This window comes from Lentzea sp. NPDC059081 (genome assembly GCF_042738015.1).
Lineage (GTDB): Bacteria > Actinomycetota > Actinomycetes > Mycobacteriales > Pseudonocardiaceae > Lentzea.
Genome location: NZ_JBHYGW010000004.1, coordinates 493,806 through 516,563, shown reverse-complemented (window position 1 = coordinate 516,563; position 22,758 = coordinate 493,806). Strand labels below are relative to the sequence as shown.

Genomic DNA, 22,758 nt, shown 5'->3' with positions numbered 1-22,758 from the left:
CGGTCGGGGTGCGCGCGGCGGGTGGGCTAGGTGCCTCTGGACGGGGCGTTGAGCGGGAGCAGGCGCACCCGGCCCGGCGACACCAGGCGGAGCGGGTCCAGGTAGGCGTGGCCGCGGCGGGCGCCCCAGTGCAGGCACGGGGACGGGCAGTGGCCCGGTTGCAGATGACCGATCACGTCGCCCCTGCGGACCTGGCGGCCCGCCGGCACGGCCGGGGTGACCGGCTCGTAGGTCGTGCGGAGGCCGCCCTCGTGGTGCAGCGACACGAGCGTGCGGGCCGCCACCGCGCCCGCGTAGACCACCAGGCCGTCGGCCGCGGCCAGGACGGGCGAGCCGGAGGCCGCGGACAGGTCGACACCCCGGTGGCCCGGCCCGAACGGGGTGGCGGGTGCCTCGAACGCGCGGACCACCTGGTGCGGTGCGGGCACGGGCCAGGCGAAGCGCGACTCGGGCGGGGACAGGAGCGTCGTCGCCAGGACCAGGGCGGTGGGGAGGAGGGGCATGGGTCCTACGGTCGGCCACGGGCTGCCTCGGGGACCAGCGGCGATCGGGGATCTGTGGATTACTCGCCGGTTGTGGACAACCTCCCTGCCGGTCGCGGGGGCGATTCGAAGTTTGTCGGGGATGAGGAGTAGACTTTTGGGCGCGTCCCGTCTGTGCGCGGGGCGACTTCGCGTGCCAACGCAGATCCGACCAGCTGGTTCCAGTCCGGTCGAGTCACGACGTCCGACGGTCCCGACGGTGCAGAGATGCCCCCTCGGGTGCGGACGACGGCGGAGGCACCAGGGCTGAAGGCCTTCCGGGCCGGAGGCGTCAACCGGATCGACGCGCGAGGCCAGACCTGGCGCGTCCTACAGATGAGGTGCGAACCGGCCATGGCCGTCGTAACCATGAAGCAGCTGCTCGACAGCGGCGTGCACTTCGGGCACCAGACGCGGCGCTGGAACCCGAAGATGAAGCGCTACATCTTCACCGAGCGCAACGGCATCTACATCATCGACCTGCAGCAGACGCTGACCTACATCGACCGGGCTTTCGAGTTCGTCAAGGAGACGGTCGCGCACGGCGGGTCGATCCTGTTCATCGGCACGAAGAAGCAGGCGCAGGAGGCCATCGCCAACGAGGCGCTCCGCGTCGGCATGCCCTACGTGAACCAGCGCTGGCTGGGCGGCATGCTCACCAACTTCTCGACGGTCCACAAGAGGCTCCAGCGCCTCAAGGAGCTCGAGTCGATGGAGCAGACCGGCGGTTTCCAGGGTTTCACCAAGAAGGAAATCCTGATGATGAACCGCGAGAAGGACAAGCTGGAGCGCACGCTCGGCGGTATCCGCGACATGTCCAAGGTGCCCAGCGCCGTGTGGATCGTGGACACCAAGAAGGAGCACATCGCGGTCGGTGAGGCTCGCAAGCTGAACATCCCGATCGTGGCGATCCTCGACACGAACTGCGACCCGGACGAGGTCGACTACCCGATCCCGGGCAACGACGACGCGATCCGGTCCGCCGCCCTGCTGACCAAGGTCGTGGCCGAGGCCGCCGCCGCCGGTCTCGTGCAGCGCTCCGGTGGCCGCCGCGACGCCGCGGAGGGCCAGGACAAGCCCGAGGTCGCGAGCGACGAGCCGCTGGCGGAGTGGGAGCAGGAGCTCCTCGCCCCCGCCGCCGCCGAGGCCCCGGCCGAGCAGCCCGCCCAGTCCTGATCTCCCCCACGAGGTGCCCGCGACCAGCGGGCACCTCGTGACTCAAGCGCGTACATCGCAGAAGGAAAACGATGGCGAACTACACCACCGCGGACGTCAAGAAGCTCCGCGAGCTGACCGCCGCCGGCATGATGGACTGCAAGAAGGCCCTCGACGAGGCCGACGGCGACTTCGACAAGGCCGTCGAGATCCTCCGCATCAAGGGCGCCAAGGACGTCGGCAAGCGCGCCGAGCGCACCACGTCCAACGGCCTCGTCGCCGTCAAGGACGGCGCGATGGTCGAGCTGCGCTGCGAGACCGACTTCGTGGCCAAGAACGCCGACTTCATCGCCTTGGCCGACGACATCGTCGCGATCGCCAAGGCCAACAAGGTCGCCGACGTCGAGGCCCTCAAGGCCGTCGAGGTCGACGGCAAGACCGTGGACGCGCTGGTCCAGGAGTTCTCCGCCAAGATCGGCGAGAAGCTCGAGCTGGCCAAGGCCGTCGACTTCGACGGCACCGTCTCGGTCTACCTCCACAAGCGTGCCGCGGACCTGCCGCCGGCCGTCGGCGTGCTGGTCGAGTACACCGGCGACAACGCCGAGGTCGCCAAGGGTGCCGCGATGCAGATCGCCGCGATGCGCCCGAAGTTCGTCTCCCGTGACGAGGTCCCCGAGGACCTGGTCGCGAACGAGCGCCGCATCGCCGAGGAGACCGCTCGCGAGGAGGGCAAGCCCGAGGGCGCGCTCCCCAAGATCGTCGAGGGTCGCGTCAACGGCTTCTTCAAGGACGTCGTCCTCCTCGAGCAGGCTTCCGTGACGGACAGCAAGAAGACGGTCAAGGCTCTCCTGGACGAGGCCGGCGTGACGGTGACCCGTTTCGCCCGGTTCGAGGTCGGCCAGAGCTGATTGCCATGAGGGCGGGGTTGCGGCACACCAGCGACCCCGCCTTCAGCATGTTCGAAGACTGCTCCACGGCGCGAGGAGAGGACCTGTGAGCGAAGAAGGTAGCCACGGCTACAACCGGGTGATGCTCAAGCTCGGTGGCGAGATGTTCGGCGGCGGTGGCGTCGGTGTGGATCCCGACGTCGTCCAGACAGTGGCCAAGCAGATCGCGGCCGTCCACAAGTCCGGCGTGCAGGTGGCCGTCGTGATCGGTGGTGGCAACTTCTTCCGCGGGTCCGAGCTCCAGAACCGCGGCATGGACCGCTCGCGCGCCGACTACATGGGCATGCTCGGCACGGTCATGAACTGCCTGGCGCTGCAGGACTTCCTCGAGCGCGAGCACGGCATCGACACCCGCGTGCAGACCTCCATCCAGATGACGCAGGTCGCGGAGTCCTACATCCCCCGCCGCGCGATGCGCCACCTCGACAAGGGCCGCGTCGTGATCTTCGGTGGCGGCGCGGGTCTGCCGTACTTCTCCACGGACACCACGGCCGCCCAGCGCGCGCTGGAGATCGGCTGCGAGATCGTCCTGATGGCCAAGGCCGTCGACGGCGTCTACACGGCCGACCCCAAGATCGACCCGGACGCGCTGATGTTCGACAACATCACCCACCGCGAGGTGCTGGAACGCGGCCTCAACGTCGCCGACGCCACGGCCTTCAGCCTCTGCATGGACAACAACATGCCGATCCTCGTCTTCAACCTCCTCACCGAGGGGAACATCGCGCGAGCGGTCCGTGGTGAGAAGATCGGCACCCTGGTGAGCACCCCCGGTGGCCGTCCGGCCTTCTAGACCTGGTGGGATCTCCCCAGGACCGGGAATTGGGCACGAACACGCAGAGCAAGGAGCAGTCGTGATCGACGAGACCCTCCTCGACGCCGAGGAGAAGATGGAAAAGGCGGTTTCGGTCGCGAAGGAGAACCTCTCCTCCGTTCGAACCGGTCGTGCGACTCCCTCGATGTTCAACCGCATCAACATCGACTACTACGGCTCGATGACCCCGCTGAACCAGATGGCCAGCATCACGGTCCCCGAGGCGCGCATGGCGGTCGTGAAGCCGTACGACGCGAGCCAGCTCAACGCCATCGAGAAGGCGATCCGGGACTCCGACCTGGGCGTCAACCCGAGCAACGACGGCACCATCATCCGCATCGTCATCCCGCAGCTCTCCGAGGAGCGCCGCCGGGACATGGTGAAGGTGGCGAAGCAGAAGGGCGAGGACGCGCGCGTCTCCGTCCGCGGTGTCCGCCGCAAGGCGAAGGAAGAGATCGACAAGCTCGTCAAGGACGGCGAGGTCGGCGAGGACGACGGCGCCCGCGGTGAGAAGGAGCTCGACGCTCTGACCCACAAGTACACCGCGCAGGTCGACGAGCTCGTGAAGCACAAGGAAGCCGAGCTCCTCGAAGTCTGATGTCCCCGTTGGTTTCGCCCGGCCTCCCCGGCGCAGGCGTCGTAACAGCCCAGGCCGGGCGGAGGTCGTGATGGGAGCACCAGTGGCAGGCAGTCCCGCGGAGGTGCCAGCGTCGAAGCCGTCGCGTGCGGGACGTGATCTCCGCGCGGCGATCCTGGTCGGTGTCGGGCTCGGCGCGGTGATCATCCTGTCGCTGCTCACCGTCCGGCAGACCTTCATCGGCATCGTCGCGGCGGCAGTGGCGGTGTCGACGTGGGAGATCGCCGGTGCCTTCAAGAAGGCCGGCATCACCGTCGCCCTGTGGCCTGCGTTGATCGGCGGTCAGGCGATCCTCTGGCTGTCCTGGCCGCTGGAGCGCTCCGGCATGATGACCGCGTTCGTGGTCACCGTGCTGGTGTGCATGATCTGGCGGTTCCGGGGCGGCTCGGACGGCTACCTGCGCGACCTCAGCGCGTCGGTGTTCACCGTCGCCTACGTGCCGCTGTTCGCGGCGTTCGCGGCCATGCTCGTCGTCCCCGAGGACGGCGTGGGCCGCGTGTTCGCGTTCATCATCGGGGTCGTGCTGTCCGACGTCGGCGGCTACGCGGCCGGTGTCTTCCTGGGCAAGCACCCGATGGCCCCGAAGATCAGCCCGAAGAAGTCCTGGGAGGGCTTCGCGGGCTCGTTGACGGCCGGTGTCGTCGGCGGCGCGATCACGGTGACGACGCTGCTCGACGGCCAGTGGTGGCAGGGCGCGCTGTTCGGTGCCGCGCTCGTCGTCACGGCCACCGCGGGCGACCTGGTCGAGTCGCTGATCAAGCGCGACCTCGGCATCAAGGACATGGGCACGCTGCTGCCTGGCCACGGCGGCCTGATGGACCGGATGGACTCGCTCCTCCCGTCCGCCGTCGCCTCCTGGCTGCTGCTGCACCTCTTCATCCAGTAGCAGTTAGTCGTCGAACGGGTCGTCCACCTCGGAGCGCGGCTCGGCCTCGATCACGCGGGACGGGTCGATCACGGAGAACGCCATCCCCGCGTGGTCCTCGACCACGGTGATGCGCCCGAACGGGGTGTCGTAGGGCTCGACGGTCACCCGCCCGCCGAGTTCCAGCACCCGGTACGCCACCGAGTCGATGCCGATCTCCGGCGCGGCGTTGAAGTACACCATCCAGTGCGACCGTTCCCCGTACGGGAACTCGCGGCCCATCTTCTGCCGGCCGATGACCTCCGTGCCCTCGATGGAGTACGAGGCGTAGTCCAGGCGGTGGCCGTCGCCGATCTGGGTGATGTCGTAGTTGCAGAGCTCACCGAAGAACTCGTCGGCCGCCGCACCGTCACGGGTGTTCAGCTCGGCCCACGCGTAGGCGCCGTGGCCCGCGACGCCGAAGCGCCAGTCCGGCGGCACGTGCCGGAAGCCGACGACGGCACCGGTCGGGTCGGCGATCACCGTGCTCTGGGTGTGGTCGGGTTCGTCGCCGGGGTTGCGCAGAACGGACCCGCCGAGGTGGAAGACCTTCTCGGCGGTGGCCCGCGCATGGGGCGTGACCAGGTACAACCGCCACGGTTCCGGCTCGCCCCCGGGGAGGCCCGCGACGGGCACGCCGTCGACCATGGCCACGGTGTAGCCGTCGTCGTCGGCGTAGTGCCAGCCGAAGAGACCGGTGTAGAACTCGATCGCGCCCTTGAGGTCGTCGACGGTTCTTTCGGCCCAGCACGGACTTCCGCTGAGCAGTGGTGCGAGCTGGGGCGTGTTGGGCGCGATCGACACTGACGCCTCCTGGCAGGGAGAGATGCGGTTACGCTACGCCGTAACTGGACGAATTCGTACGGTCACCTGCAAATCGACGTCCTACAGTTGTCCTCGTGAGGGGATTCGTGCGGGCGGCGCTGAACGCGGTGCGTCCGGTGGAGGTCGTGCCGAGCCCGAACATCTGGCACTGGCCTGACGTCTACGAGGTCGAGAACCGCGCGCAGGACGTGCACGGCGCCATCTGGTCGGCGATGAGCGACGAGTGCCCGTTCGACGGACTGGACGTCGTGGACGTCGGTTGTGGAGACGGCTTCCACCTGCCGTTCTTCGCGCGCACCGCGAAGTCCGTGACGGGCGTCGAACCGCATCCTCCGCTCGTCGTCCGCGCCGGGCACCGCGTCGCCGAGGTGCCGAACGCCCGCGTCGTCGCCGGTCCCGCGCAACGGTTGCCGCTCGACGACGCCTCGGCCGACCTGGTGCACGCCCGCACCGCCTACTTCTTCGGGCCGGGCTGCGAACCGGGGATGCGCGAGGCCGACCGCGTGCTCCGCCCCGGTGGCGCGCTCGCGATCGTCGACCTCGACGGCGCGGCCGACCCGTACGGGCCGTGGCTGCGTGCCGACGAACCGCGCTACAACCCGTCGGTCGTCGAGAAGTTCTTCGCGGACAACGGGTTCTCGCTCCGGCGGGTCACCGCCGAGTGGCGCTTCGAAAAACGGGAGGACCTCGAAGCGGTGCTGCGCATAGAGTTCTCCGCCGAGGTCGCCGAACGCGCGATCGCGTCGGTGACCGGGCTGAGCTTCCCCGTCGGCTACCGGCTGCACGTGCGCCGCAAGCCGAAGGGGCTGATCTTGTGATCCGCGAGATGCAACACCTCACCCGCCGGCTGTGGTCGCACAGCGCCAACTGGCACGTCGGAGACCTTGCCTGGCAACGGTTCCAGCACGTCGGACGGGAGCCCGAGTGGCAGCGGGAGCTGTGGGAGCGCGACGGCGAGGTGGCCGCGTGGGCGTGGGAGAGGCAGGGCAAGACCCTCTACCTCCAGGTCGACCCGGCGCACCCCGACCTCGCCGACGAGGTGCTGAAGCGCTTTCCCGACCGCGAGGTGATGATCCTCGACGCCGAGCGGCACCTGATCGAGGCTCTCGAACGCCAGGGGTACGCGCGGCTCGACACCGACTACCAGGTGTTCATGACGCACGACCTGCGCGAACTGCCCGAGGTGGAGGTGCAGGAGGGGTTCACGGCCCGGTCGATCACCGAGGCCGACCTGGCCCGGCGGGTCGAGGTGCACCAGGCGGTGTGGCACCCGTCGCGGCTGACGGAGGAGAGCTACCGCAACGTGATGGCGGCGTGGCCGTACCGGGCGGATCTCGACTGGGTCGTGGAGGCGCCGGACGGGCGGTTCGCCGCCAAGTGCCTGATCTGGTTCGACGACCTCAACCGCGTGGGTGAGCTGGAACCCGTTGGGACGCATCCGGATTTCCGCCGAATGGGGCTCGGCGCCGCAGCCTGTTACGGAGCTATGCGCGCATTGCGCGACCTGGGCGCCGATCAGGCGATCGTGTACCCGTTCCACGGTGGTCCGGCGGAGAAGTTCTACGAGAGCTTGGGTTTCCGGCCGTACGCGCGAACACTGAACTACGCGCGGTAGCGGACTAGGCTCCTGTTCGTGGAGAAGCGAATCGCAGGCAGGGTGAACCGGCAGGTCGGCGTCGTCGGGCTGGGGTGCTGGCAGCTCGGGGCCGACTGGGGCGAGGTGGACGAGAGCGAGGCGCTCGCACTGCTGCACGCCGCCGCCGACACGGGTGTCGACTTCTTCGACACCGCCGACGTGTACGGCGACGGACGCAGCGAGACGCTCGTCGGCCGGTTTCTGAAGGAGCGCAAGGACGACAACGTCTTCGTGGCGACGAAGATGGGGCGGCGGCTGCCGGAGCAGACCACGGAGGGGTACAACCGGGAGAACTTCCTCGCGTGGAACGACCGGAGCCGCCGCAACCTGGGCGTCGACACGTTGGATCTCGTGCAGCTGCACTGCCCGCCCACGGCCGTGTACAGCCGTGACGAGGTGTACGACACGTTGGACGAGATGGTCGAGCAGCAGCGGATCGCCGCGTACGGCGTGTCGGTGGAGAAGGTCGAGGAGGCGCTGGCGGCGATCAGGCGTCCGCACGTGGCCAGCGTGCAGATCATCCTGAACGCGTTCCGGCTCAAGCCCCTCGAGGAGGTGCTGCCGGCCGCTGCCGAGGCGGGGGTCGCGATCATCGCGCGGGTGCCGCTCGCGTCCGGGTTGCTGACCGGGAAGTACACGGCGGACACGACGTTCGGCGCGGACGACCACCGCAACTACAACCGCAACGGCGAGGCGTTCGACGTCGGCGAGACCTTCTCCGGGGTCCCGTACGAGGTCGGCCTGGAGGCCGTGGAGCGGTTGCGGCCGCTGGTGCCGGAAGGCGCCACGATGGCGCAGTTCGCGTTGCGCTGGATCGTCGACCAGCCGGAGGTGACGGTCGTGATCCCCGGTGCGCGCAACGTGGAGCAGGCTCGCGCCAACTCGGGTGCGGCGGCGCTGGAGCCCGTGGACGCCAAGGCCGTCGCGGCGGTGTACGACGAGCTCGTCCGGCCGCACGTGCACGACCGGTGGTAGCTCACTCCTCGGCGAGGATGGCGTAGAGCTTGCGCCGCAGCTCGTTGTAGAGCTCGACCGTGCGCGCCTTCTGCTCGGGCGTGCCGGCGTGGGAGATCTGCTCCATCGCGGCGCCGAGCAACCGGACCGCGGTGCGCAGCTCGCCGTCGACCGGGTCGAGCTGGATGTCGATGTCGCGCCAGGGCGGGGCCGTGTGCTCCGTCCTGCCGTGCTCGGTGAGGGTGAACAGCTTCTTGCCTCCTTCTTCCTCCGCGGAGACGAGGCCCTCGTCGGCGAGCATCTGCAGCGTCGGGTAGACGGAGCCGGGGCTCGGGCTCCACACGCCGCCGGTGCGCCTGGCGATCTCCTGGATGATCTCGTAGCCGTGCATCGGCCGTTCTGCCAGCAAGGACAGCACGGCCGCCCGGACGTTGCCGCGCCTTTGACGGCCGCCGCCCCTGCCACCGCCCCCGAAGGGACCGTGGCGATGCCTGTGGTGGTGATCTCTGTGGTGTGGTCGCATCATCATGTCGTTAACGATATATCGGAAACTATCGCGATGCAACGGTCTTGTGTGCCCGAAGTTCGTGGGACACTAGATGTGCTATGACCTCGCTTCCCCTTGTCTTCGACGCGCCCAAGCGCGGCCTGCCGCCGCGCCACCTGGTCGACCTCTCGCCCGCCGAACGTGCCGACGCCGTTGCGGCCCTGGGTGAGAAGCCGTTCCGGGCGAAGCAGCTGTCGAACCACTACTTCAGCCGCCTGACCGTCGACCCGGCCGAGATGACCGACATCCCGGCCGCCACGCGCGACAAGCTCGTCGCCGACCTGATGCCGCCGCTGTTCACGGTCGTGCGCAAGGTCACCACCGACGAGGGCACCACCGCGAAGACGCTGCTGCGCGCGCACGACGGCACCCTCATCGAGTCGGTGCTGATGCGCTACCCGGACCGCGCGACGCTGTGCATCTCGTCGCAGGCGGGCTGCGGCATGGCGTGCCCGTTCTGCGCGACCGGCCAGGGCGGCCTGCAGCGCAACCTGTCGACCGCGGAGATCGTGGACCAGGTACGCCTCGGTGCCGCCGCGATGCGCGACGGCGACCTGCCCGGCGGCCCCGGCCGGCTGTCGAACATCGTGTTCATGGGCATGGGCGAGCCGCTCGCGAACTACAAGCGCGTGATCGAGGCCGTGCACCGCATCACCGCCCCGGCGCCGGACGGCCTGGGCATCTCCCAGCGCACCGTCACGGTGTCGACGGTCGGCCTGGTGCCGGCGATCCGCAAGCTCACCGAGGAGAAGCTGCAGGTGCGGCTGGCCGTGTCGCTGCACACGCCGGACGACGAGCTGCGCAACACGCTCGTGCCGGTGAACACGCGGTGGGACGTGTCCGAGGTGCTGGAGGCTGCGCGCGGGTACGCGGACCAGACCGGCCGCCGCGTGTCCATCGAGTACGCGCTGATCCGCGACATCAACGACCAGGGCTGGCGGGCCGACCTGCTCGGCAAGAAGCTGCGCAAGCACCTCGGCCAGCTGGTGCACGTGAACCTGATCCCGCTGAACCCGACGCCGGGCTCGAAGTGGGACGCGTCGCCGAAGCCGGTGGAGCGCGAGTTCGTGCGGCGCGTGCGGGAGCAGGGTGTGGAGTGCACCGTGCGGGACACGCGTGGGCAGGAGATCGCGGCTGCGTGCGGTCAGCTGGCGACGGAGGGCTGAGCCCGCTTCGGGCCGGAACCTGAGCACGGGCGGTTGCGTCACCGCGAGAACAGGGACCTGCCGCGCGGCGATCACCTAGGACCGGCAGCACTGGCAGTGGTTGCACGTGGTCTACTGCGACGAGCATCGCGTGCACGTCTGAGGGGACTGCGACACATGGGTGTCATGTACGACTACTTCTCCGCGCCGTCCGACGAGGTGGCGGCGGAGGCGATCGCCGATGGGCCGCTGCAGCGGTTTCCCACGGTGGAGACCAAGTCGCTCGACCCGGCCGTCGTGATGGGACAGCTCGAAGGGCTGCTGACCGGCCGTAGCTGGGACGACGTCCGCGAGGATCCCCAGTGGGCTCAGGGCCTCGCGATCGAGCACGACGGTGAGGTGCTGGTCCTCGCCGTCACCGACGGTCTGCGGGACGCGCTCGCTGCCGCCGGTGACCTGGACGAGGTCGCGGTGAGGTGGGCGGGGATCGAGGAACTGGACGGGTTCGAGCCGGCTGTGCTCGCCGAGACCCTGCGCGACCTCAAGGCCTTGGCGGTGGAAGCGGTGAAGAACGGCGAGCAGCTCTACTGCTGGGCCTGCGTCTAGGGCTTCACTTCCGTCAGCGCGCCGGTCGCGACGTCGAACACGAAGCCGCGGACCGAGTCCTTCACCGGCACGAACGGGTTGCCGGTGATGCGGGCGATCGACTGTCGCACGTCCTCCTCCAGGTCGCCGAAAGCCTCTGCGGCCCAAGGGGGTTTGACGCCGACGTCCTCCTGGATGGAGCGCTTGAAGTCGTCGTCGGTGAACGTCAGCATGCCGCAGTCGGTGTGGTGGATCAGGATGATCTCGCGCGTGCCGAGCAGGCGCTGGCTGATGGCGAGCGACCGGATCTCGTCCTCGGTCACCACGCCGCCGGCGTTGCGGATGACGTGTGCCTCGCCCTCCTGCAGGCCCAGCACGCGGTAGACGTCGATGCGGGCGTCCATGCAGGCCACGACGGCGACGTGCTTGGCGGGTGGCAGGGGGAGCGGGCCGCTGAACTGGGCGGCGTAGGTGGCGTTGTTGGCGAGCAGCTCGTCGGTGACGGACATGGTGCGGGTCCCTTCGCCTGGGCGTATGGCTTGAGCCAACTGCCGCATGCGCATACCTGCAACAGTGCCCAGGGGATGAGAAAGGCCCCCACTCGGACACAAGCGGGGGCCGACATTTCTCAGAGGGTCCAGTTCTGGCTCGCCGTGCCGTTGCACGACCAGATCACCAGCCTGGTGCCGTCGGCGGACGAGCCGCCGGCCGTGTTGAGGCACTTGCCGGACTGCGGGTTGCGCAGCGTGGTCCCGGAGCGCGTCCACGCCTGGGCGCCGGTGCCGTTGCAGCCCCACAGCTGCACGACGGTGCCGTCAGCCGTGCCCGAGTTCGACACGTCCAGGCACTTCCCCAAGGCGCGCAACGTGTCGCCGTTGCGGGTCCACTGCTGAGCGCCGGTGCCGTTGCAGCCCCAGAGCTGGATCGCGGTGCCGTCGGCGGTGCCGGAGTTGCTGACGTCCACGCACTTCCCGCCGATGCCGACGATCGTGCCGCCGCTGCTGCCGGACGAGATCAGGAACTGGCTGCGCGCCACGTTCCAGTGCGTCGCCAGGTACGAGCCGGAGGCGGGGTTGGTGTGGAAGTAGTCGTCGCCCTTGCAGTCGATCTGGTTCTCCGGCGCACCGGGACAGACCTTCACCAGGCCACCGGGCGGGTTGGGGATGCCGCCGTCGTCGTAGCACATGATGTCCTCGTCGTCCCAGCAGTGACCGAACTGCGTGGAGTTCGGCGCGGACCGCTGCACGGCGCCCAGGGTGTGCAGCAGCTCGTGGCCGCTGGCCTGCCACGTCCAGCAGCTCGTGCCCACCGAGGCGTACGAGGGGCCGGAGTTGTAGCCGTTGTCGCTGCCGGGCCGGTCGTCGCCCGGCGCGCCCCAGGCCAGGCCGCAGCCGCTGGAGTCGTACCAGAACAGGTACTTGCGGTCGGTGCGGTTGTAGCCGCGGGCCGCGAGCTGGTCGGCGATCGCGGAGGGGGAGGACATCGCCGACTGCGGCACGACAACGTTGTCGACGACCGCGCGACAGGCCGAGTTGGTCACGAAGCGCACGTGCCGGACGCCGCCGCCCAGCCGCGAGGCCGCCTCGACGAACGAGTCGTCGATCTGGTCGGCGAACGTCTGGAACTGGCCCACGAGCTGCGAGTACCGGTCCGCCGACTGGTCGCCGCGCACGTACACGGCCTGCACGCGCTTGCCGCTCGTGCCATCGCCGTCGCAGACGACGGACTGGATGGAGACGTCGGAGGCCGTCGGCTGCCGGAACTCGTTCGGCAGGTCGTCGACAACAGGGCTGAGCAGGGTCAATGCCGCTAACAACACGCCAAGAGACATGAAAGACCGCCTTGAGGAGCGAGGGCAGGGTTAGCGGTCTAGACCATCTCGAACGGTAGCGAACGAGGCACGGACTGTCAGCGGACAGAACAGGACAGGTCTGGTGGCGCGGTCTCCGCGAAGAACGCCGGTCGCCTCGGCAGGCTCCTCGCGAACCCCGAGCCGAGCACGAAACCGTTGTACAGCTGCAAGATCCCCAACTCCGACGACCGCACGACGTCGTCCTCGTCCGCCTGTGTTCCCGCGGGGCCGGGTCCTCAGCTGACGGGTTCCAGACCCACGGGTGCCGCGCTGTCGAACGTCTCGCGCGCCTCGGCGACCGCCTCGTAGTTCTGCTGCGCCCACACCCGCAGCGCGGCCAGCGGCGCGGTGACGCTGCGACCTAGTTCGGTCAGCTCGTACTCGACGCGCAACGGCACCGAGGGGTAGACCGTGCGCGTGATCAGCCCGTCGCGTTCCAGCGTCCGCAGCGTCTGGGTGAGCATCTTCTGGCTGATGCCGTCCAACCGGCGCTTCAGCTCGCCGAACCGCTTGGGCCCGTCCTCCAGGTCACCGATCGCCAGCGCCGTCCACTTGGATGCGACCATGTCCAGCAAGTCGCGGCACGGACACATCTTGAGGTAAACGTCCCTGATCACAGGTAGTTTCTACCAGGTACCCAGTGCACTAAATAGTGCCTGATTGCCGAAAGTGACCAGGTCTCCCAGACTTGGTGGCATGCGAGCGATCACCCAGAACGAGTTCGGCGGACAGGAAGTCCTCACCCTCGGCGACGTGCCCAAGCCCACCCCGGTGCCCACGGAGGTGCTGGTCAGGGTGCACGCGGCGGGCATCAACCCGGTCGACTGGAAGACCCGTGCGGGCAGCGGCATGGCCGGGCTGCAGAGCTTCCCGCTCGTCCTCGGCTGGGACGTCTCCGGCGTCGTCGAGGAGGTCGGTTTCGGTGTGACGACGCTCAAGCCGGGTGACGAGGTCTACGGCATGCCGCGCTTCCCGCACGCCGCGAGCGCCTACGCCGAGTACGTCACGGCGCCCTCCCGCCACTTCGCGAGGAAGCCGCGGGGCATCACGCACGTCGAGGCGGCCGCACTGCCGCTGGCCGCGCTCACCGCGTGGCAGGTGCTCAAGGACACCGCGGACGTGCAGCCGGGGCAGAAGGTCCTGGTCACGGCGGCGGCCGGCGGTGTGGGCCACCTCGCGGTCCAGATCGCGAAGGCGCGGGGCGCGTACGTCATCGGCACCGCCCGCGAGGCCAAGCACGGGTTCCTGAAGGACATCGGTGCCGACGAGGTGGTCGACTACACGAAGGGCGACTACGAGGGGACCGACGTCGACGTGGTGGTCGATCTCGTCGGTGGTGCCTCACCGGCGCCGGTGCGGCCCGGCGGGCTGTTCGTCGGCGTTCCGTCCGGAGTGGACAGGCCGGTTCGCGACGACATCAGGACCAGCCCGATCCTGGTCGAGCCCGACCGCGCTGGGCTCGAGGCCATCACCGCGCTGGTCGAGTCGGGCGAGCTCAGGGTGCACGTCGACGCCACGTTCCCGCTGGAGGACGCCGGAAAAGCGCATGCCCTGGGCGAGACGGGCCGCACCCAGGGCAAGATCGTGCTGGAGGTCTAGCGGCGCCAGGACGTCTTGCGACGGGCGGCGTCCCACACCAGCAGTGCGATGATCGTGACACCGGCGGCGATGAGGAAGATGTTCTCGGTTTTGCCGTGGTGGTTGCCGATCAACATCAGGAAGCAGAAGACCGCGGACAGCCAGCCGGCGATGCGGGTGCCCTTGGGCAGCGTGCCGTGCCAGCCCCAGTCGGCCGACGGCTCCTCGTGAGGGTCGACGGCAGGACGCTTGTCCAGTTCCGAGGACGAAGCCACGGTTTCCTCCACTGCTCATCCGGATTACGCCGTCATCGTCGCACATGTGGGTCGGGACGGATGTGTGAGGTCGCGCGCGCACGACTGACGGGCCAGGTCGCGCCGGTCTAGGCTCGGCGCGGCCCACCCGTCCGATCTCGTGAAGGCACCTCGACTTGACCGGCTTCTCTCCCGCCGAGGCCTCCGCCCCGGACACGTTCGCCCCCGTCGAGATCGGTCTGCACGGAGTGCGCAAGCGCTTCGCCGACCAGGTGGCGGTCGACGGGGTCTCGGTGAACGTGCACGAGGGCGAGTTCTTCTCGGTGCTCGGCCCGTCCGGCTGCGGCAAGACCACGGTCCTGCGCATGATCGCCGGGTTCGTCGACCCCGACGAGGGCCGCATCGAGCTCGACGGCAACGACATGGTGGGAGTTCCTCCGTACCGGCGGGACGTCAACACGGTCTTCCAGTCGTATGCGCTCTTCCCGCACATGACGGTGTGGGACAACGTCGCGTACGGCCTGAAGCGCAAGAAGGTCCGCGGCGCCGAGCTCAAGAAGCGCGTCGGCGAGCACCTCGAGCTCGTGCGGCTCTCGCAGTTCGCCAAGCGCAGGCCCGCACAGCTCTCCGGTGGCCAGCAACAACGCGTCGCCATCGCCCGTGCGCTCGCCGCCGGTCCGCGGCTGCTCCTGCTCGACGAACCTCTCGGCGCCCTCGACGCCAAGTTGCGCAAGGAACTGCAGATCGAGCTGATGCGCATCCAGCGCGAGGTCGGCACGACGTTCCTCTACGTCACGCACGACCAGGAGGAGGCGCTGGTCCTCTCGCACCGCATCGCCGTGATGAACGGGGGCAGGATCGAGCAGGTCGGCTACCCGGAGGACGTCTACGAACGGCCAGCGACCCGGTTCGTCGCCGGGTTCATCGGCACGTCCAACATCCTCGACGCCGAGGTGTCCGGTGTGGACGGTGGACTGGTCGCGCTGACGGCGCCCGGTGCCACGAACCTGCGCGCCAAGTTCGGCGGCAGCGTCAGCCACGGCAAGAAGGTCGCCGCGACCGTGCGCCCGGGGAAGGTGCACCTGTTCGACGAGACCGCGCGACCGCCGACGGGCTGGTGCGTGCTGCAAGGCGTCGTGCAGGACGTCGTCTACACGGGCGTCTCCACCCAGTTCGTCGTCGACACCCCCGGCGGCGTGCTGTCGGCGTTCGTGCAGAACGCCCGGCGCATCGACGACGCGGGCGCGCCCGGCCAGGCCGTGCGGATGGCGTGGGACCCGGAGTTCACCGTGCTGCTGGAGAACACCGATGGCTGAGCACGTCCGGATCGCCCGGCTGTGGGACGTGGACAGCCCGCGGGTGACCCGGCGCACGATGCTGGGCTCGATGGCGTTCTTCGCGCTCGCGGCGTGCGCGGTCGGTCCCGCTCCCGCGAACGACGGCGGCACCGGCGGCGCGGGCGAGGCCGTGAACCTCCAGGACGAGCCGAAGCTCAACTTCTACAACTGGACCGACTACATCGCGCCGGAGACGTTGCCCGGCTTCACCGCGGTCAGCGGCATCGAGGTCACCTACGACAACTTCTCCACCAACGACGAGATGGAGGCCAAGATCGCGTCCGGCCAGGCCGGCTACGACCTGGTGGTGCCGAGCGACAACTTCCTGCGCCGGTTCCTGCGGTCGGGCCTGCTGCAGCCGCTCGACCACGACGCGATCCCGAACCTGCGCAACCTGGAGCAGCGGTTCGTGGAGGCCGAGTACGACCCCGGCAACCGGTACTCCGTCCCGTGGGCGTGGGGGACGACCGGTCTCGCGTACTCGAGGTCGCAGATCGGCGGCGAGGTCACCGGCTTCGACGCCTTCGACCTGCCGAACGCCCTCGGCCGCAGCTCGATCCTCGACGAGGCCCGCGACGGCATGGCGATCGGGCTGCTCAAGCTCGGCCACGACCCGAACACGACCGATCCGGGACAGATCGACGAAGCGGTGGACTTCCTGCTGTCGTTGAAGAAGAAGCTCGGCCAGATCAACTCCGACGTGATCGAGCCGCTCACGTCCGGTCAGGTGCGGCTCGCCCAGTCGTACTCCGGCGACGCGTTCCAGGCCCGGGCCGCCAGCGACGACATCGGCTACGCCATCCCGGCCGAGGGCGGACTGTCCTACGTGGACCTGCTCGTCATCCCGAAGGACGCGCCGCACGCCGCCAACGCGCACCGGTTCATGGACTTCATCCTCGGCGCGGAGACGGGCGCGGCGCTGTCCAACGCCGTCCGGTACGGCAGCCCCAACGCCGCCGCGAAGCCGTTGGTCGACAAGGAGCTGCTGAACGACCCGGTGGTCTACCCGCCGCCGGAGCAGCTGGCGAAGCTCCCGTTCACCAAGGACCTCGGCGGCGCCGCCGAAGCGCTCTACGCGGACGCCTGGACGAAGGTCAAGACCGGCTGACGGGGAACGACCTCATCCCCCTGATCACCACCGAGTCGCGGAACGTCGCCGGACCCGTCTGCCGCAGGTCCGGCATGCGGCGGGCCAACGCGCGCAACGCCACGTCGCCCTCCATGCGCGCGAGCGTGGCGCCGAGGCAGTAGTGGATGCCGCTGGAGAACGCGAGGTGCTCCGGCTTGTGCACGCGCATCACGTCGAACCTGTGCGGCTCCGGGTAGACCTCCGGGTCGCGGTTCGCGGCGCCGATCAGCAGCGTCACCCACTCGTCCTCGCCGATCCCGTCGACCCGCTCGTGCGCGATCCTGCTGGTCAGCTGCACCGGCGACGCCCAGCGCAGCGTCTCCTCGACGACGGCGGGTGCGAGGTCGGGGTCGGCCAGGAAGAGCCGCCACTGCGCGGGGTGGTCGAGCAGGGCGCGGGTGGCGTTGCCGATCAGGTTCACCGTGGTCTCGAAGCCCGCGACCAGCAACAACACCAGCGTGCCGAGCATCTCCCGCGCGGTCAGCCTCTGCTCAGCCTCGGCGGCGACCAGCGAGCTGATCACGTCGTCACCCGGCGTCTGGCGGCGTTGCGCGATGAGCCGGTCGAACAGCGCGAGCACCTTGTCGTTGGCGTTGGCCATCTCCGCGGTGACGCCCGAGTCGAACGACGCGGCGACCAGCGCGCCGTAGTCCGCGAACTCCGCCGTGTCCTCCTCGGGAATGCCCAGCAGGTCGCTGATCACCGAGATGGGCAGCGGCGCCGCGAAGTCCTCGATGAGGTCGAACTCGTCCCGCGTCAGGAGCGCGTCGGCGACCTTCTCGACGCGGGCCCGGTACTCGTCGATCTTCTTCGGGCTGAACGCGGGCGTGGCGAGCCTGCGCAGCCGGGTGTGGTCGGGCGGGTCCTGCTCCAGGAACGACTCGGGCAGCAGGCTGCCGCCGGGCACGTGGGCGCCGCCGGTCGGCCGGACGCCGAACCGCCGGTCGCGCAGGATCCTGTTGGCCAGCGGGTGGCTCGTCGTGACCCAGATGCCCCCGTCGCGCGTCAGCGGGCCGTGCGCGCGCAGCCGTTCGTAGATCGGGTGCGGGTCTTCATGTCCGGTCAGCTGTTCCAGCATGGCCTACCCCCTGGTAGAAGGTCGTGAGCACGAGCCGGGGAGCGTCGAGGGGCGCGAGCCGCCCGGCGGCGATGCCCTCCCAGGCGCTGTAGACGCCGGTGTAGAGGATCTGCGTGATCCACCACGCGGGCAGGTCGGCACGCAGCCGCGTGCCTTGCAACCGGGTGATCAGGTCGATCACCGGCTGGTCCATGGTGTTGAGGCGCGTGCTGAGGCGTTCGTCGTCCTGCAGGTTCGGAAAGCGCAGCAGGAACTCGACGCGCGGCCCCAGCGGCACGAGCTTCGCGATCAGCGCGTCGACCGCCTCGTCGGTGCCGAGGTCCACGCTCGAGATGGCCGCGTCGACGAGGTCGAGAGCCTCGCCCGCGACCGCGCGGATCAGGTCCGCCCTGGTCGGGTAGCGCTTGTGGAGTGTGGTCCTGCCGACACCGGCCGCCCGCGCGACGTCGCTCAGCGACGCCGTCGGGTCCTTGAGCAGCACCGATGTCGCCGTCTGCAGGAGGTGAACACTCATGTTCGCAACGGTACACGGATGTTCAGCTGGCAGGATGTGCGTTCGTGCTCCGACGCTGGCTGAAGGCCACCGGCCTCCTCGCCCCGACCGGGATCTGGCTCGGGTTGTTCCTGATCGCGCCGCTGGTGGTGGTCGTCGAGTTCAGCTTCGCGACCAGGAACACCGGGGTGGCGCGGGCGGTGCTGCCGTGGACCGCGCAGGCCTACCTGACGGCGCTGGACCCGGCGTTCCTGCCGATCTTCGGCCGGACCCTGCTGTACGCGGTGGCCACGACGGTCGCGTGCCTGCTGCTCGGGTTCCCGCTGGCGTGGTTCATCGCCCGGCACGGCGGCAGGTACCGGACGGCGTTGCTCGCGGCGGTGCTGATCCCGTTCTGGTCGAGCTACCTCGCGCGGATCTACGCGTGGAAGGCGCTGCTCGACGGCGAGGGCCTGGTGAACACGGTGCTCGGCTGGGCAGGGCTCGGCCGCGACGGCGGGTTCCTGCTCACGCACGGCGCGGTGGTGCTCGGCCTGACGTACGGGTTTCTGCCGTTCATGGTGCTGCCGCTGTACGTGGCGTGCGAGCGGTTCGACTTCCGGCTGGTGGAGGCCTCGTACGACCTCGGGCACGGGCGGGTGTCGACGTTCCTGCGGGTCGTGCTGCCGGGGATGACGAGCGGGGTGCTGGCCGGGTCGTTGCTGGTCCTGGTGCCGGCGGCGGGCGACTTCGTGACGCCGAAGCTGCTCGGCGGGGTCGGGCAGTCGACGTTCGGGTCGGTGATCGACGACCAGTTCCGCGGCGGCAACAACTGGCCGCTCGGGTCGGCGATGGCCGTGCTGCTGCTCGTGCTGGTGGTCGTCGTGCTCGTGCTGCGCGGACGGCGTGGGGAGGACGTGCTGTGAACCGTCGTCCGTGGGTGCTCGGCGCGGTCGTGGCGCTGGTCTTCTTGTTCCTCTACGCGCCGATCGCGTGGCTGGCCATCGCGTCGTTCAACTCGTCGCGGTCGCTGTCGCGGATCAGCGGGTTCTCCCTGCGGTGGTACGCGGAGCTCGCTGACGACACACGGGTCTTCGCCTCGCTGCGGCTGACCTTGGAGCTGGCGCTGGCGTCGGCGGTGATCTCCACGGTCATCGGGACGCTGGCGGCGTTCGGGCTGCGGCGGGCGTTCCCCGGCCGTGGCCTGTGGACGGTGCTGCTGTCGTTGCCGTTGGTGGTGCCCGAGGTCGTCATGGGCGTGGCGATGCTGGGGTTCTTCGTGAAGCTCGTCGGTGTGCCGCTGGGGTTCGGGCCGCTGCTGTGCGCGCACGTGGCGTTCTCGCTGAGCTTCGTGGTCGTCGTGGTGCGGTCGCGGGTGTCCGGAATGGACGCTCGGATGGAGGAGGCGGCGGCCGACCTCGGTGCGTCGCCGTTCGTCGCGTTCCGGACGGTCACCCTGCCGCTGGTGGCGCCCGCGGTGGTGGCCGGTGCGGCGTTCGCGTTCCTGCTGTCGTTCGACGACGTGGTGATCTCGTCGTACCTGACCGGTGTCGGGTCGACGACGTTGCCGGTGTTCGTCTACGCGCAGGCGTCGAAGCGCGGGATCTCGCCGGAGATCGTGGCGCTGTCGACGGTGATGGTGGCGGCGACGGCACTGCTGCTGGTCGCCGGTGTGGTGGTCGCGTCGTGGCGGGCGCGGCGAGCCGGGCGCGCGGCCGTGCTGGTCTGAGTCAACTTTCGTCGCTGCGGATTCGATACTCCAGCGTGCCGCGCGGACATGGGACGTCTCGTTAGCTTGAGGGCGTGACTACTGTTCTGCGGGCCAGGGGAGAGGCGTTCCTCGCCGACACCCTGGCCCGGTTCCGGACGCTGACCCCGGTCCGGCTGATCGGGGACCTGCTCGTCCTCGTCGCCGCGATCCTGCTGGACCTGTGGCCGGGGCCGTGGGCGGAGACCAGGGCGGCGGGCTGGACGGTCGTCGCGTACGTCGCCGCCTACGTCGTGCTGTTGCCGGCGCGGCACCTGCTGCCGGCGACGCTGATGATCGCGGGCGCGGCGATCCCGTTCGGCGGGCCGGCGTTCATGGTCGTGCTGAGCTACACGGCCGGGCGCCGGATCGAGTCGTGGGTCAAGGCCGTGGTGTCGACGACGCTGACGCTCGTCGTCGTGGTGCTGATGTGGGACTGGGAAGCGCGGCCGATCGACCTCGACCCCGTCTACGCGATGCTGATCCTGATCACCATCTTCGGCGTGGGCGTGGCGCTGCCGTTCCTCGTCGGCCGGTACCTCGCGCAGCGCGAGGCGCTCGTGCAGGCGATGCGGGACCGCGAGGCGCGCATGCGGGGCGAGCACAAGCTGTTGTCGCGGCAGGTGCGCCTGCGGGAGCGCAGCCGCATCGCGCAGGACATGCACGACAGCCTGGGCCACCGGCTGTCGTTGATCTCCGTGCACGCCGGCGCGCTGGCGATGGACCCGTCGCTGGGGGAGAAGCAGCGCGAGGCGATCGGGGTGCTGCGCTCGGCGGCGTTGACGGGCATGGAGGAGCTACGGGCGATCATCGGGGTGTTGCGAGCCGAGGACGGCCCCGACGACGACCCCGCGACACGGACCGTGGAGTCCATCGACTCGTTGGTCGGCGACGCGCGCAAGGCCGGTGTGCTGGTCAGTCTGGTCCGAGGTGGGCAGGCGCACCCGTTGCCGTCCCGTGTGTCTCATGCGGCCTATCGCGTCGCACAGGAAGGTCTCACCAACGCGTCGAAGCACGCACCGGGCGCCGCCGTGCAGGTGACGGTGAAGTACGAGCCGGACGCACTGGTTGTGGAGGTGCGCAACAACCCGTCGCGCAACGGCTCGCCGGGGGGTGCGCCGGGCGTCGGCCTGATCGGCCTCACCGAACGCGTGCGCCTGGCCGGCGGCATCCTGCACGTGGGAGGGCTGCCGTCCGGGGGCTTCCGGATCGCGGCCGTGCTCCCGTACGAGGAAGCCCCGCTGCCGGACGAGCCCGAGGACGAGCAGGACGAGACCGAGTCGCCGCGCGGCATCCGCAAGTGGGCGGGCGTCGGCTCGATCGCGGGCGCGACGCTGGTGCTGGCCGTGATCATCGGTGGCTTCACCTACCTCGGCACGCAGCCCGTGACCGAGGTCGTGTCGCAGGAGAACCTCGACCGGATCCAGGTGGGCCAGTCCGAGGCGGACGTGATGAAGCTGCTCCCGTCCGGCGACGAACCCCTGGTGGCAGACGGTGAACGCAAGTCGCAGGCCACCCGGGAGCCGCCGGGCGCGCGGTGCGTCTACCACATCACCGACGAGCAGTCGTACCTCGCGAAGGGCACCAGGGTGGTGCGTTTCTGCTTCCGGGACGGCAAGCTGGTCGAGAAGAAGATCCACGTGCAGAGGAACGGTTCATGATCCGGGTGCTCATCGCCGACGACGAGCCGCTGATGCGAGCGGGCATCAAGGCCATCCTCGGCACCGCCGACGACATCGAGCTGGTGGCGGAGGCGGGCGACGGCCGCGAGGCGCTGCAGATAGTCCGCGAACGCCGAGTCGACGTGGCGGTGCTCGACATCCGCATGCCGCGGATGGACGGCCTGGCGTGCGCGAAGGAGCTGCGCGTCGTCGCACCGTCCGTGCGCGTCGTGATGCTGACGACGTTCGGCGAGGACGAGAACATCGTGCGCGCGCTGTCCGACGGCGCCGCCGGCTTCCTGCTGAAGGACTCCGCACCCGAGGAACTCCTACGGGCCGTGCGCGCCGTCAACAACGGCGAGGCCTACCTCTCGCCGATGGTCACCTCTCGCGTCGTGGGCATGGTCGCAACCTCGGGCCAGCCGAAGCGCCAGGAGGCGCAGAAGGCCGTCGAGGGCCTGACCGACCGCGAGGTGGAGGTGCTGGCACTGCTGGGCCAGGGCATGTCGAACGCCGACGTGGGCGCCCGCCTGCACATGTCGGAGGCAACGGTGAAGACGTACGTCTCCCGCCTCCTGGCCAAGCTGGGCCTGACGAACCGAGTGCAAGCAGCCCTGCTGGCGCGGGACGCAGGCATAGCGAACTAGTCACCCAACGCACGCAAGGCCAAGCGCGGGCCAGTGGGGGCGGGACCGCGTGGCCGAGCGCGCGGCCCAGGGTCGGCCGCAACCTGGGCACGGACGCGCGGCAGAGGCTGAGGACGCGCGGCGAATGACGCAGCCGACCAGGAACCAGGTCAGGCCCGAGCCCGAGGCCTTGGCCCCAGCTCACTCTCCCGGAATGCGGGGGTTCGCGAGGTCGTGCTGGTTGTCCCGGAGCCCCCCCCTCCCTGTTTCTGCGAAACCCACCACCACGAAAGAAAGGACGCGCAACCCACCCGAAACAAAACAACCCCCCCCCTCCCAACAACGGACCACAAA

Annotated in this window: 26 protein-coding genes; 17 read left to right on the top strand and 9 right to left on the bottom strand. The window is 69.5% G+C overall.

Features of this window, described 5'->3' with window-relative positions:
• Positions 1–26: 26 nt before the first annotated feature.
• Positions 27–503 (bottom strand): M23 family metallopeptidase, encoded by a 477-nt coding sequence (locus ACFWV3_RS12935; RefSeq protein WP_382411278.1) that lies wholly within the window; start codon positions 501–503, stop codon positions 27–29.
• A 372-nt stretch (positions 504–875) separates the two neighbouring features.
• Between ACFWV3_RS12935 and rpsB the strand changes: the two genes are divergently transcribed.
• The 5 genes from rpsB to ACFWV3_RS12910 all read left to right on the top strand — a co-directional run bounded on the left by rpsB (position 876) and on the right by ACFWV3_RS12910 (position 4,960).
• Complete coding sequence (rpsB, locus tag ACFWV3_RS12930; protein ID WP_382411277.1) at positions 876–1,697, top strand: 30S ribosomal protein S2; 822 nt, start codon at positions 876–878, stop codon at positions 1,695–1,697.
• 71 nt (positions 1,698–1,768) lie between these two features.
• Complete coding sequence (gene tsf, locus ACFWV3_RS12925; protein WP_382411276.1) at positions 1,769–2,584, top strand: translation elongation factor Ts; 816 nt, start codon at positions 1,769–1,771, stop codon at positions 2,582–2,584.
• Between the two features lie 121 nt (positions 2,585–2,705).
• Positions 2,706–3,416, top strand: a complete 711-nt coding sequence (gene pyrH, locus ACFWV3_RS12920) for a UMP kinase (protein WP_382411335.1) — start codon at positions 2,706–2,708, stop codon at positions 3,414–3,416.
• 61 nt (positions 3,417–3,477) lie between these two features.
• Positions 3,478–4,035 (top strand): ribosome recycling factor, encoded by a 558-nt coding sequence (gene frr / locus ACFWV3_RS12915; protein ID WP_382411275.1) that lies wholly within the window; start codon positions 3,478–3,480, stop codon positions 4,033–4,035.
• Between the two features lie 70 nt (positions 4,036–4,105).
• The gene (locus ACFWV3_RS12910) at positions 4,106–4,960 is read left to right on the top strand and encodes a phosphatidate cytidylyltransferase (RefSeq protein ID WP_382411274.1); all 855 of its coding nucleotides are present in this window, start codon (positions 4,106–4,108) and stop codon (positions 4,958–4,960) included.
• Positions 4,961–4,963: 3 nt separating this feature from the next.
• On the opposite strand, the gene ACFWV3_RS12905 is transcribed toward ACFWV3_RS12910, so the two are convergent.
• On the bottom strand, positions 4,964–5,782 hold the full coding sequence (locus ACFWV3_RS12905; protein ID WP_382411273.1) for a VOC family protein: 819 nt from the start codon (positions 5,780–5,782) through the stop codon (positions 4,964–4,966).
• A 95-nt stretch (positions 5,783–5,877) separates the two neighbouring features.
• Between ACFWV3_RS12905 and ACFWV3_RS12900 the strand changes: the two genes are divergently transcribed.
• The 3 genes from ACFWV3_RS12900 to ACFWV3_RS12890 are packed head-to-tail and all read left to right on the top strand — an operon-like array spanning position 5,878 to position 8,414.
• A complete protein-coding gene (locus tag ACFWV3_RS12900; RefSeq protein ID WP_382411272.1) occupies positions 5,878–6,621 on the top strand; it encodes a class I SAM-dependent methyltransferase in 744 nt (247 codons plus the stop codon).
• Between the two features lie 8 nt (positions 6,622–6,629).
• Positions 6,630–7,418, top strand: a complete 789-nt coding sequence (locus ACFWV3_RS12895) for a GNAT family N-acetyltransferase (RefSeq protein WP_382411271.1) — start codon at positions 6,630–6,632, stop codon at positions 7,416–7,418.
• Positions 7,419–7,436: 18 nt separating this feature from the next.
• Positions 7,437–8,414 (top strand): aldo/keto reductase, encoded by a 978-nt coding sequence (locus ACFWV3_RS12890; RefSeq protein ID WP_382411270.1) that lies wholly within the window; start codon positions 7,437–7,439, stop codon positions 8,412–8,414.
• A 1-nt stretch (position 8,415) separates the two neighbouring features.
• Here the strand turns inward: ACFWV3_RS12890 and ACFWV3_RS12885 are convergent, their stop codons facing one another.
• Positions 8,416–8,811, bottom strand: a complete 396-nt coding sequence (locus tag ACFWV3_RS12885; protein ID WP_382411269.1) for a PadR family transcriptional regulator — start codon at positions 8,809–8,811, stop codon at positions 8,416–8,418.
• Between the two features lie 188 nt (positions 8,812–8,999).
• On the opposite strand from ACFWV3_RS12885, the gene rlmN reads away from it, so the two are divergent.
• Both rlmN and ACFWV3_RS12875 read left to right on the top strand, forming a co-directional pair.
• Positions 9,000–10,106, top strand: a complete 1,107-nt coding sequence (rlmN, locus tag ACFWV3_RS12880) for a 23S rRNA (adenine(2503)-C(2))-methyltransferase RlmN (RefSeq protein WP_382411268.1) — start codon at positions 9,000–9,002, stop codon at positions 10,104–10,106.
• Between the two features lie 156 nt (positions 10,107–10,262).
• Complete coding sequence (locus ACFWV3_RS12875; RefSeq protein WP_382411267.1) at positions 10,263–10,691, top strand: hypothetical protein; 429 nt, start codon at positions 10,263–10,265, stop codon at positions 10,689–10,691.
• Here the strand turns inward: ACFWV3_RS12875 and ACFWV3_RS12870 are convergent.
• The 3 genes from ACFWV3_RS12870 to ACFWV3_RS12860 all read right to left on the bottom strand — a co-directional run bounded on the left by ACFWV3_RS12870 (position 10,688) and on the right by ACFWV3_RS12860 (position 13,115).
• Positions 10,688–11,179: a beta-class carbonic anhydrase gene (locus ACFWV3_RS12870; protein WP_382411266.1), complete on the bottom strand. Its 492-nt coding sequence runs from the start codon at positions 11,177–11,179 to the stop codon at positions 10,688–10,690. The genes ACFWV3_RS12875 and ACFWV3_RS12870 overlap by 4 nt on opposite strands.
• Positions 11,180–11,298: 119 nt before the next feature.
• Positions 11,299–12,474 carry a ricin-type beta-trefoil lectin domain protein gene (locus tag ACFWV3_RS12865; RefSeq protein WP_382411265.1) on the bottom strand — a complete coding sequence of 392 codons (1,176 nt, stop codon included), beginning with the start codon at positions 12,472–12,474 and terminating at the stop codon, positions 11,299–11,301.
• A 284-nt stretch (positions 12,475–12,758) separates the two neighbouring features.
• The gene (locus tag ACFWV3_RS12860; protein ID WP_382411334.1) at positions 12,759–13,115 is read right to left on the bottom strand and encodes a winged helix-turn-helix transcriptional regulator; all 357 of its coding nucleotides are present in this window, start codon (positions 13,113–13,115) and stop codon (positions 12,759–12,761) included.
• Between the two features lie 103 nt (positions 13,116–13,218).
• Here ACFWV3_RS12860 and ACFWV3_RS12855 point away from each other — a divergent pair, with 103 nt between their 5' ends.
• The gene (locus ACFWV3_RS12855; RefSeq protein ID WP_382411264.1) at positions 13,219–14,121 is read left to right on the top strand and encodes an NADP-dependent oxidoreductase; all 903 of its coding nucleotides are present in this window, start codon (positions 13,219–13,221) and stop codon (positions 14,119–14,121) included.
• Here the strand turns inward: ACFWV3_RS12855 and ACFWV3_RS12850 are convergent.
• Positions 14,118–14,375 (bottom strand): DUF2631 domain-containing protein, encoded by a 258-nt coding sequence (locus ACFWV3_RS12850; protein ID WP_382411263.1) that lies wholly within the window; start codon positions 14,373–14,375, stop codon positions 14,118–14,120. The two genes, ACFWV3_RS12855 and ACFWV3_RS12850, sit on opposite strands and share 4 nt — an antisense overlap.
• Before the next feature lie 155 nt (positions 14,376–14,530).
• Here ACFWV3_RS12850 and ACFWV3_RS12845 point away from each other — a divergent pair, with 155 nt between their 5' ends.
• Together ACFWV3_RS12845 and ACFWV3_RS12840 are read left to right on the top strand one after the other, a co-directional pair.
• Positions 14,531–15,670, top strand: a complete 1,140-nt coding sequence (locus ACFWV3_RS12845; RefSeq protein ID WP_382411262.1) for an ABC transporter ATP-binding protein — start codon at positions 14,531–14,533, stop codon at positions 15,668–15,670.
• Positions 15,663–16,799, top strand: coding sequence for a spermidine/putrescine ABC transporter substrate-binding protein (locus tag ACFWV3_RS12840; RefSeq protein WP_382411261.1), 1,137 nt, complete (start codon positions 15,663–15,665; stop codon positions 16,797–16,799). The genes ACFWV3_RS12845 and ACFWV3_RS12840 overlap by 8 nt, the downstream gene beginning before the upstream one ends.
• Here the strand turns inward: ACFWV3_RS12840 and ACFWV3_RS12835 are convergent.
• Entirely contained in the window at positions 16,786–17,898 is a 1,113-nt protein-coding gene (locus tag ACFWV3_RS12835) for a cytochrome P450 (protein WP_382411260.1), read from the bottom strand. The two genes, ACFWV3_RS12840 and ACFWV3_RS12835, sit on opposite strands and share 14 nt — an antisense overlap.
• On the bottom strand, positions 17,873–18,412 hold the full coding sequence (locus tag ACFWV3_RS12830; protein WP_382411259.1) for a TetR/AcrR family transcriptional regulator: 540 nt from the start codon (positions 18,410–18,412) through the stop codon (positions 17,873–17,875). Before ACFWV3_RS12830 ends, ACFWV3_RS12835 begins: the two co-directional genes overlap by 26 nt.
• A gap of 44 nt (positions 18,413–18,456) precedes the next feature.
• Here ACFWV3_RS12830 and ACFWV3_RS12825 point away from each other — a divergent pair, with 44 nt between their 5' ends.
• The 4 genes from ACFWV3_RS12825 (at position 18,457) to ACFWV3_RS12810 (ending at position 22,425) form a co-directional block, all read left to right on the top strand.
• Complete coding sequence (locus ACFWV3_RS12825; RefSeq protein ID WP_382411258.1) at positions 18,457–19,296, top strand: ABC transporter permease; 840 nt, start codon at positions 18,457–18,459, stop codon at positions 19,294–19,296.
• Positions 19,293–20,099: an ABC transporter permease gene (locus ACFWV3_RS12820; protein ID WP_382411257.1), complete on the top strand. Its 807-nt coding sequence runs from the start codon at positions 19,293–19,295 to the stop codon at positions 20,097–20,099. Before ACFWV3_RS12825 ends, ACFWV3_RS12820 begins: the two co-directional genes overlap by 4 nt.
• Before the next feature lie 74 nt (positions 20,100–20,173).
• Positions 20,174–21,778, top strand: coding sequence for a sensor histidine kinase (locus tag ACFWV3_RS12815; RefSeq protein WP_382411256.1), 1,605 nt, complete (start codon positions 20,174–20,176; stop codon positions 21,776–21,778).
• Positions 21,775–22,425, top strand: coding sequence for a response regulator (locus ACFWV3_RS12810; RefSeq protein WP_382411255.1), 651 nt, complete (start codon positions 21,775–21,777; stop codon positions 22,423–22,425). The genes ACFWV3_RS12815 and ACFWV3_RS12810 overlap by 4 nt, the downstream gene beginning before the upstream one ends.
• The last annotated feature ends 333 nt before the right edge of the window (positions 22,426–22,758 follow it).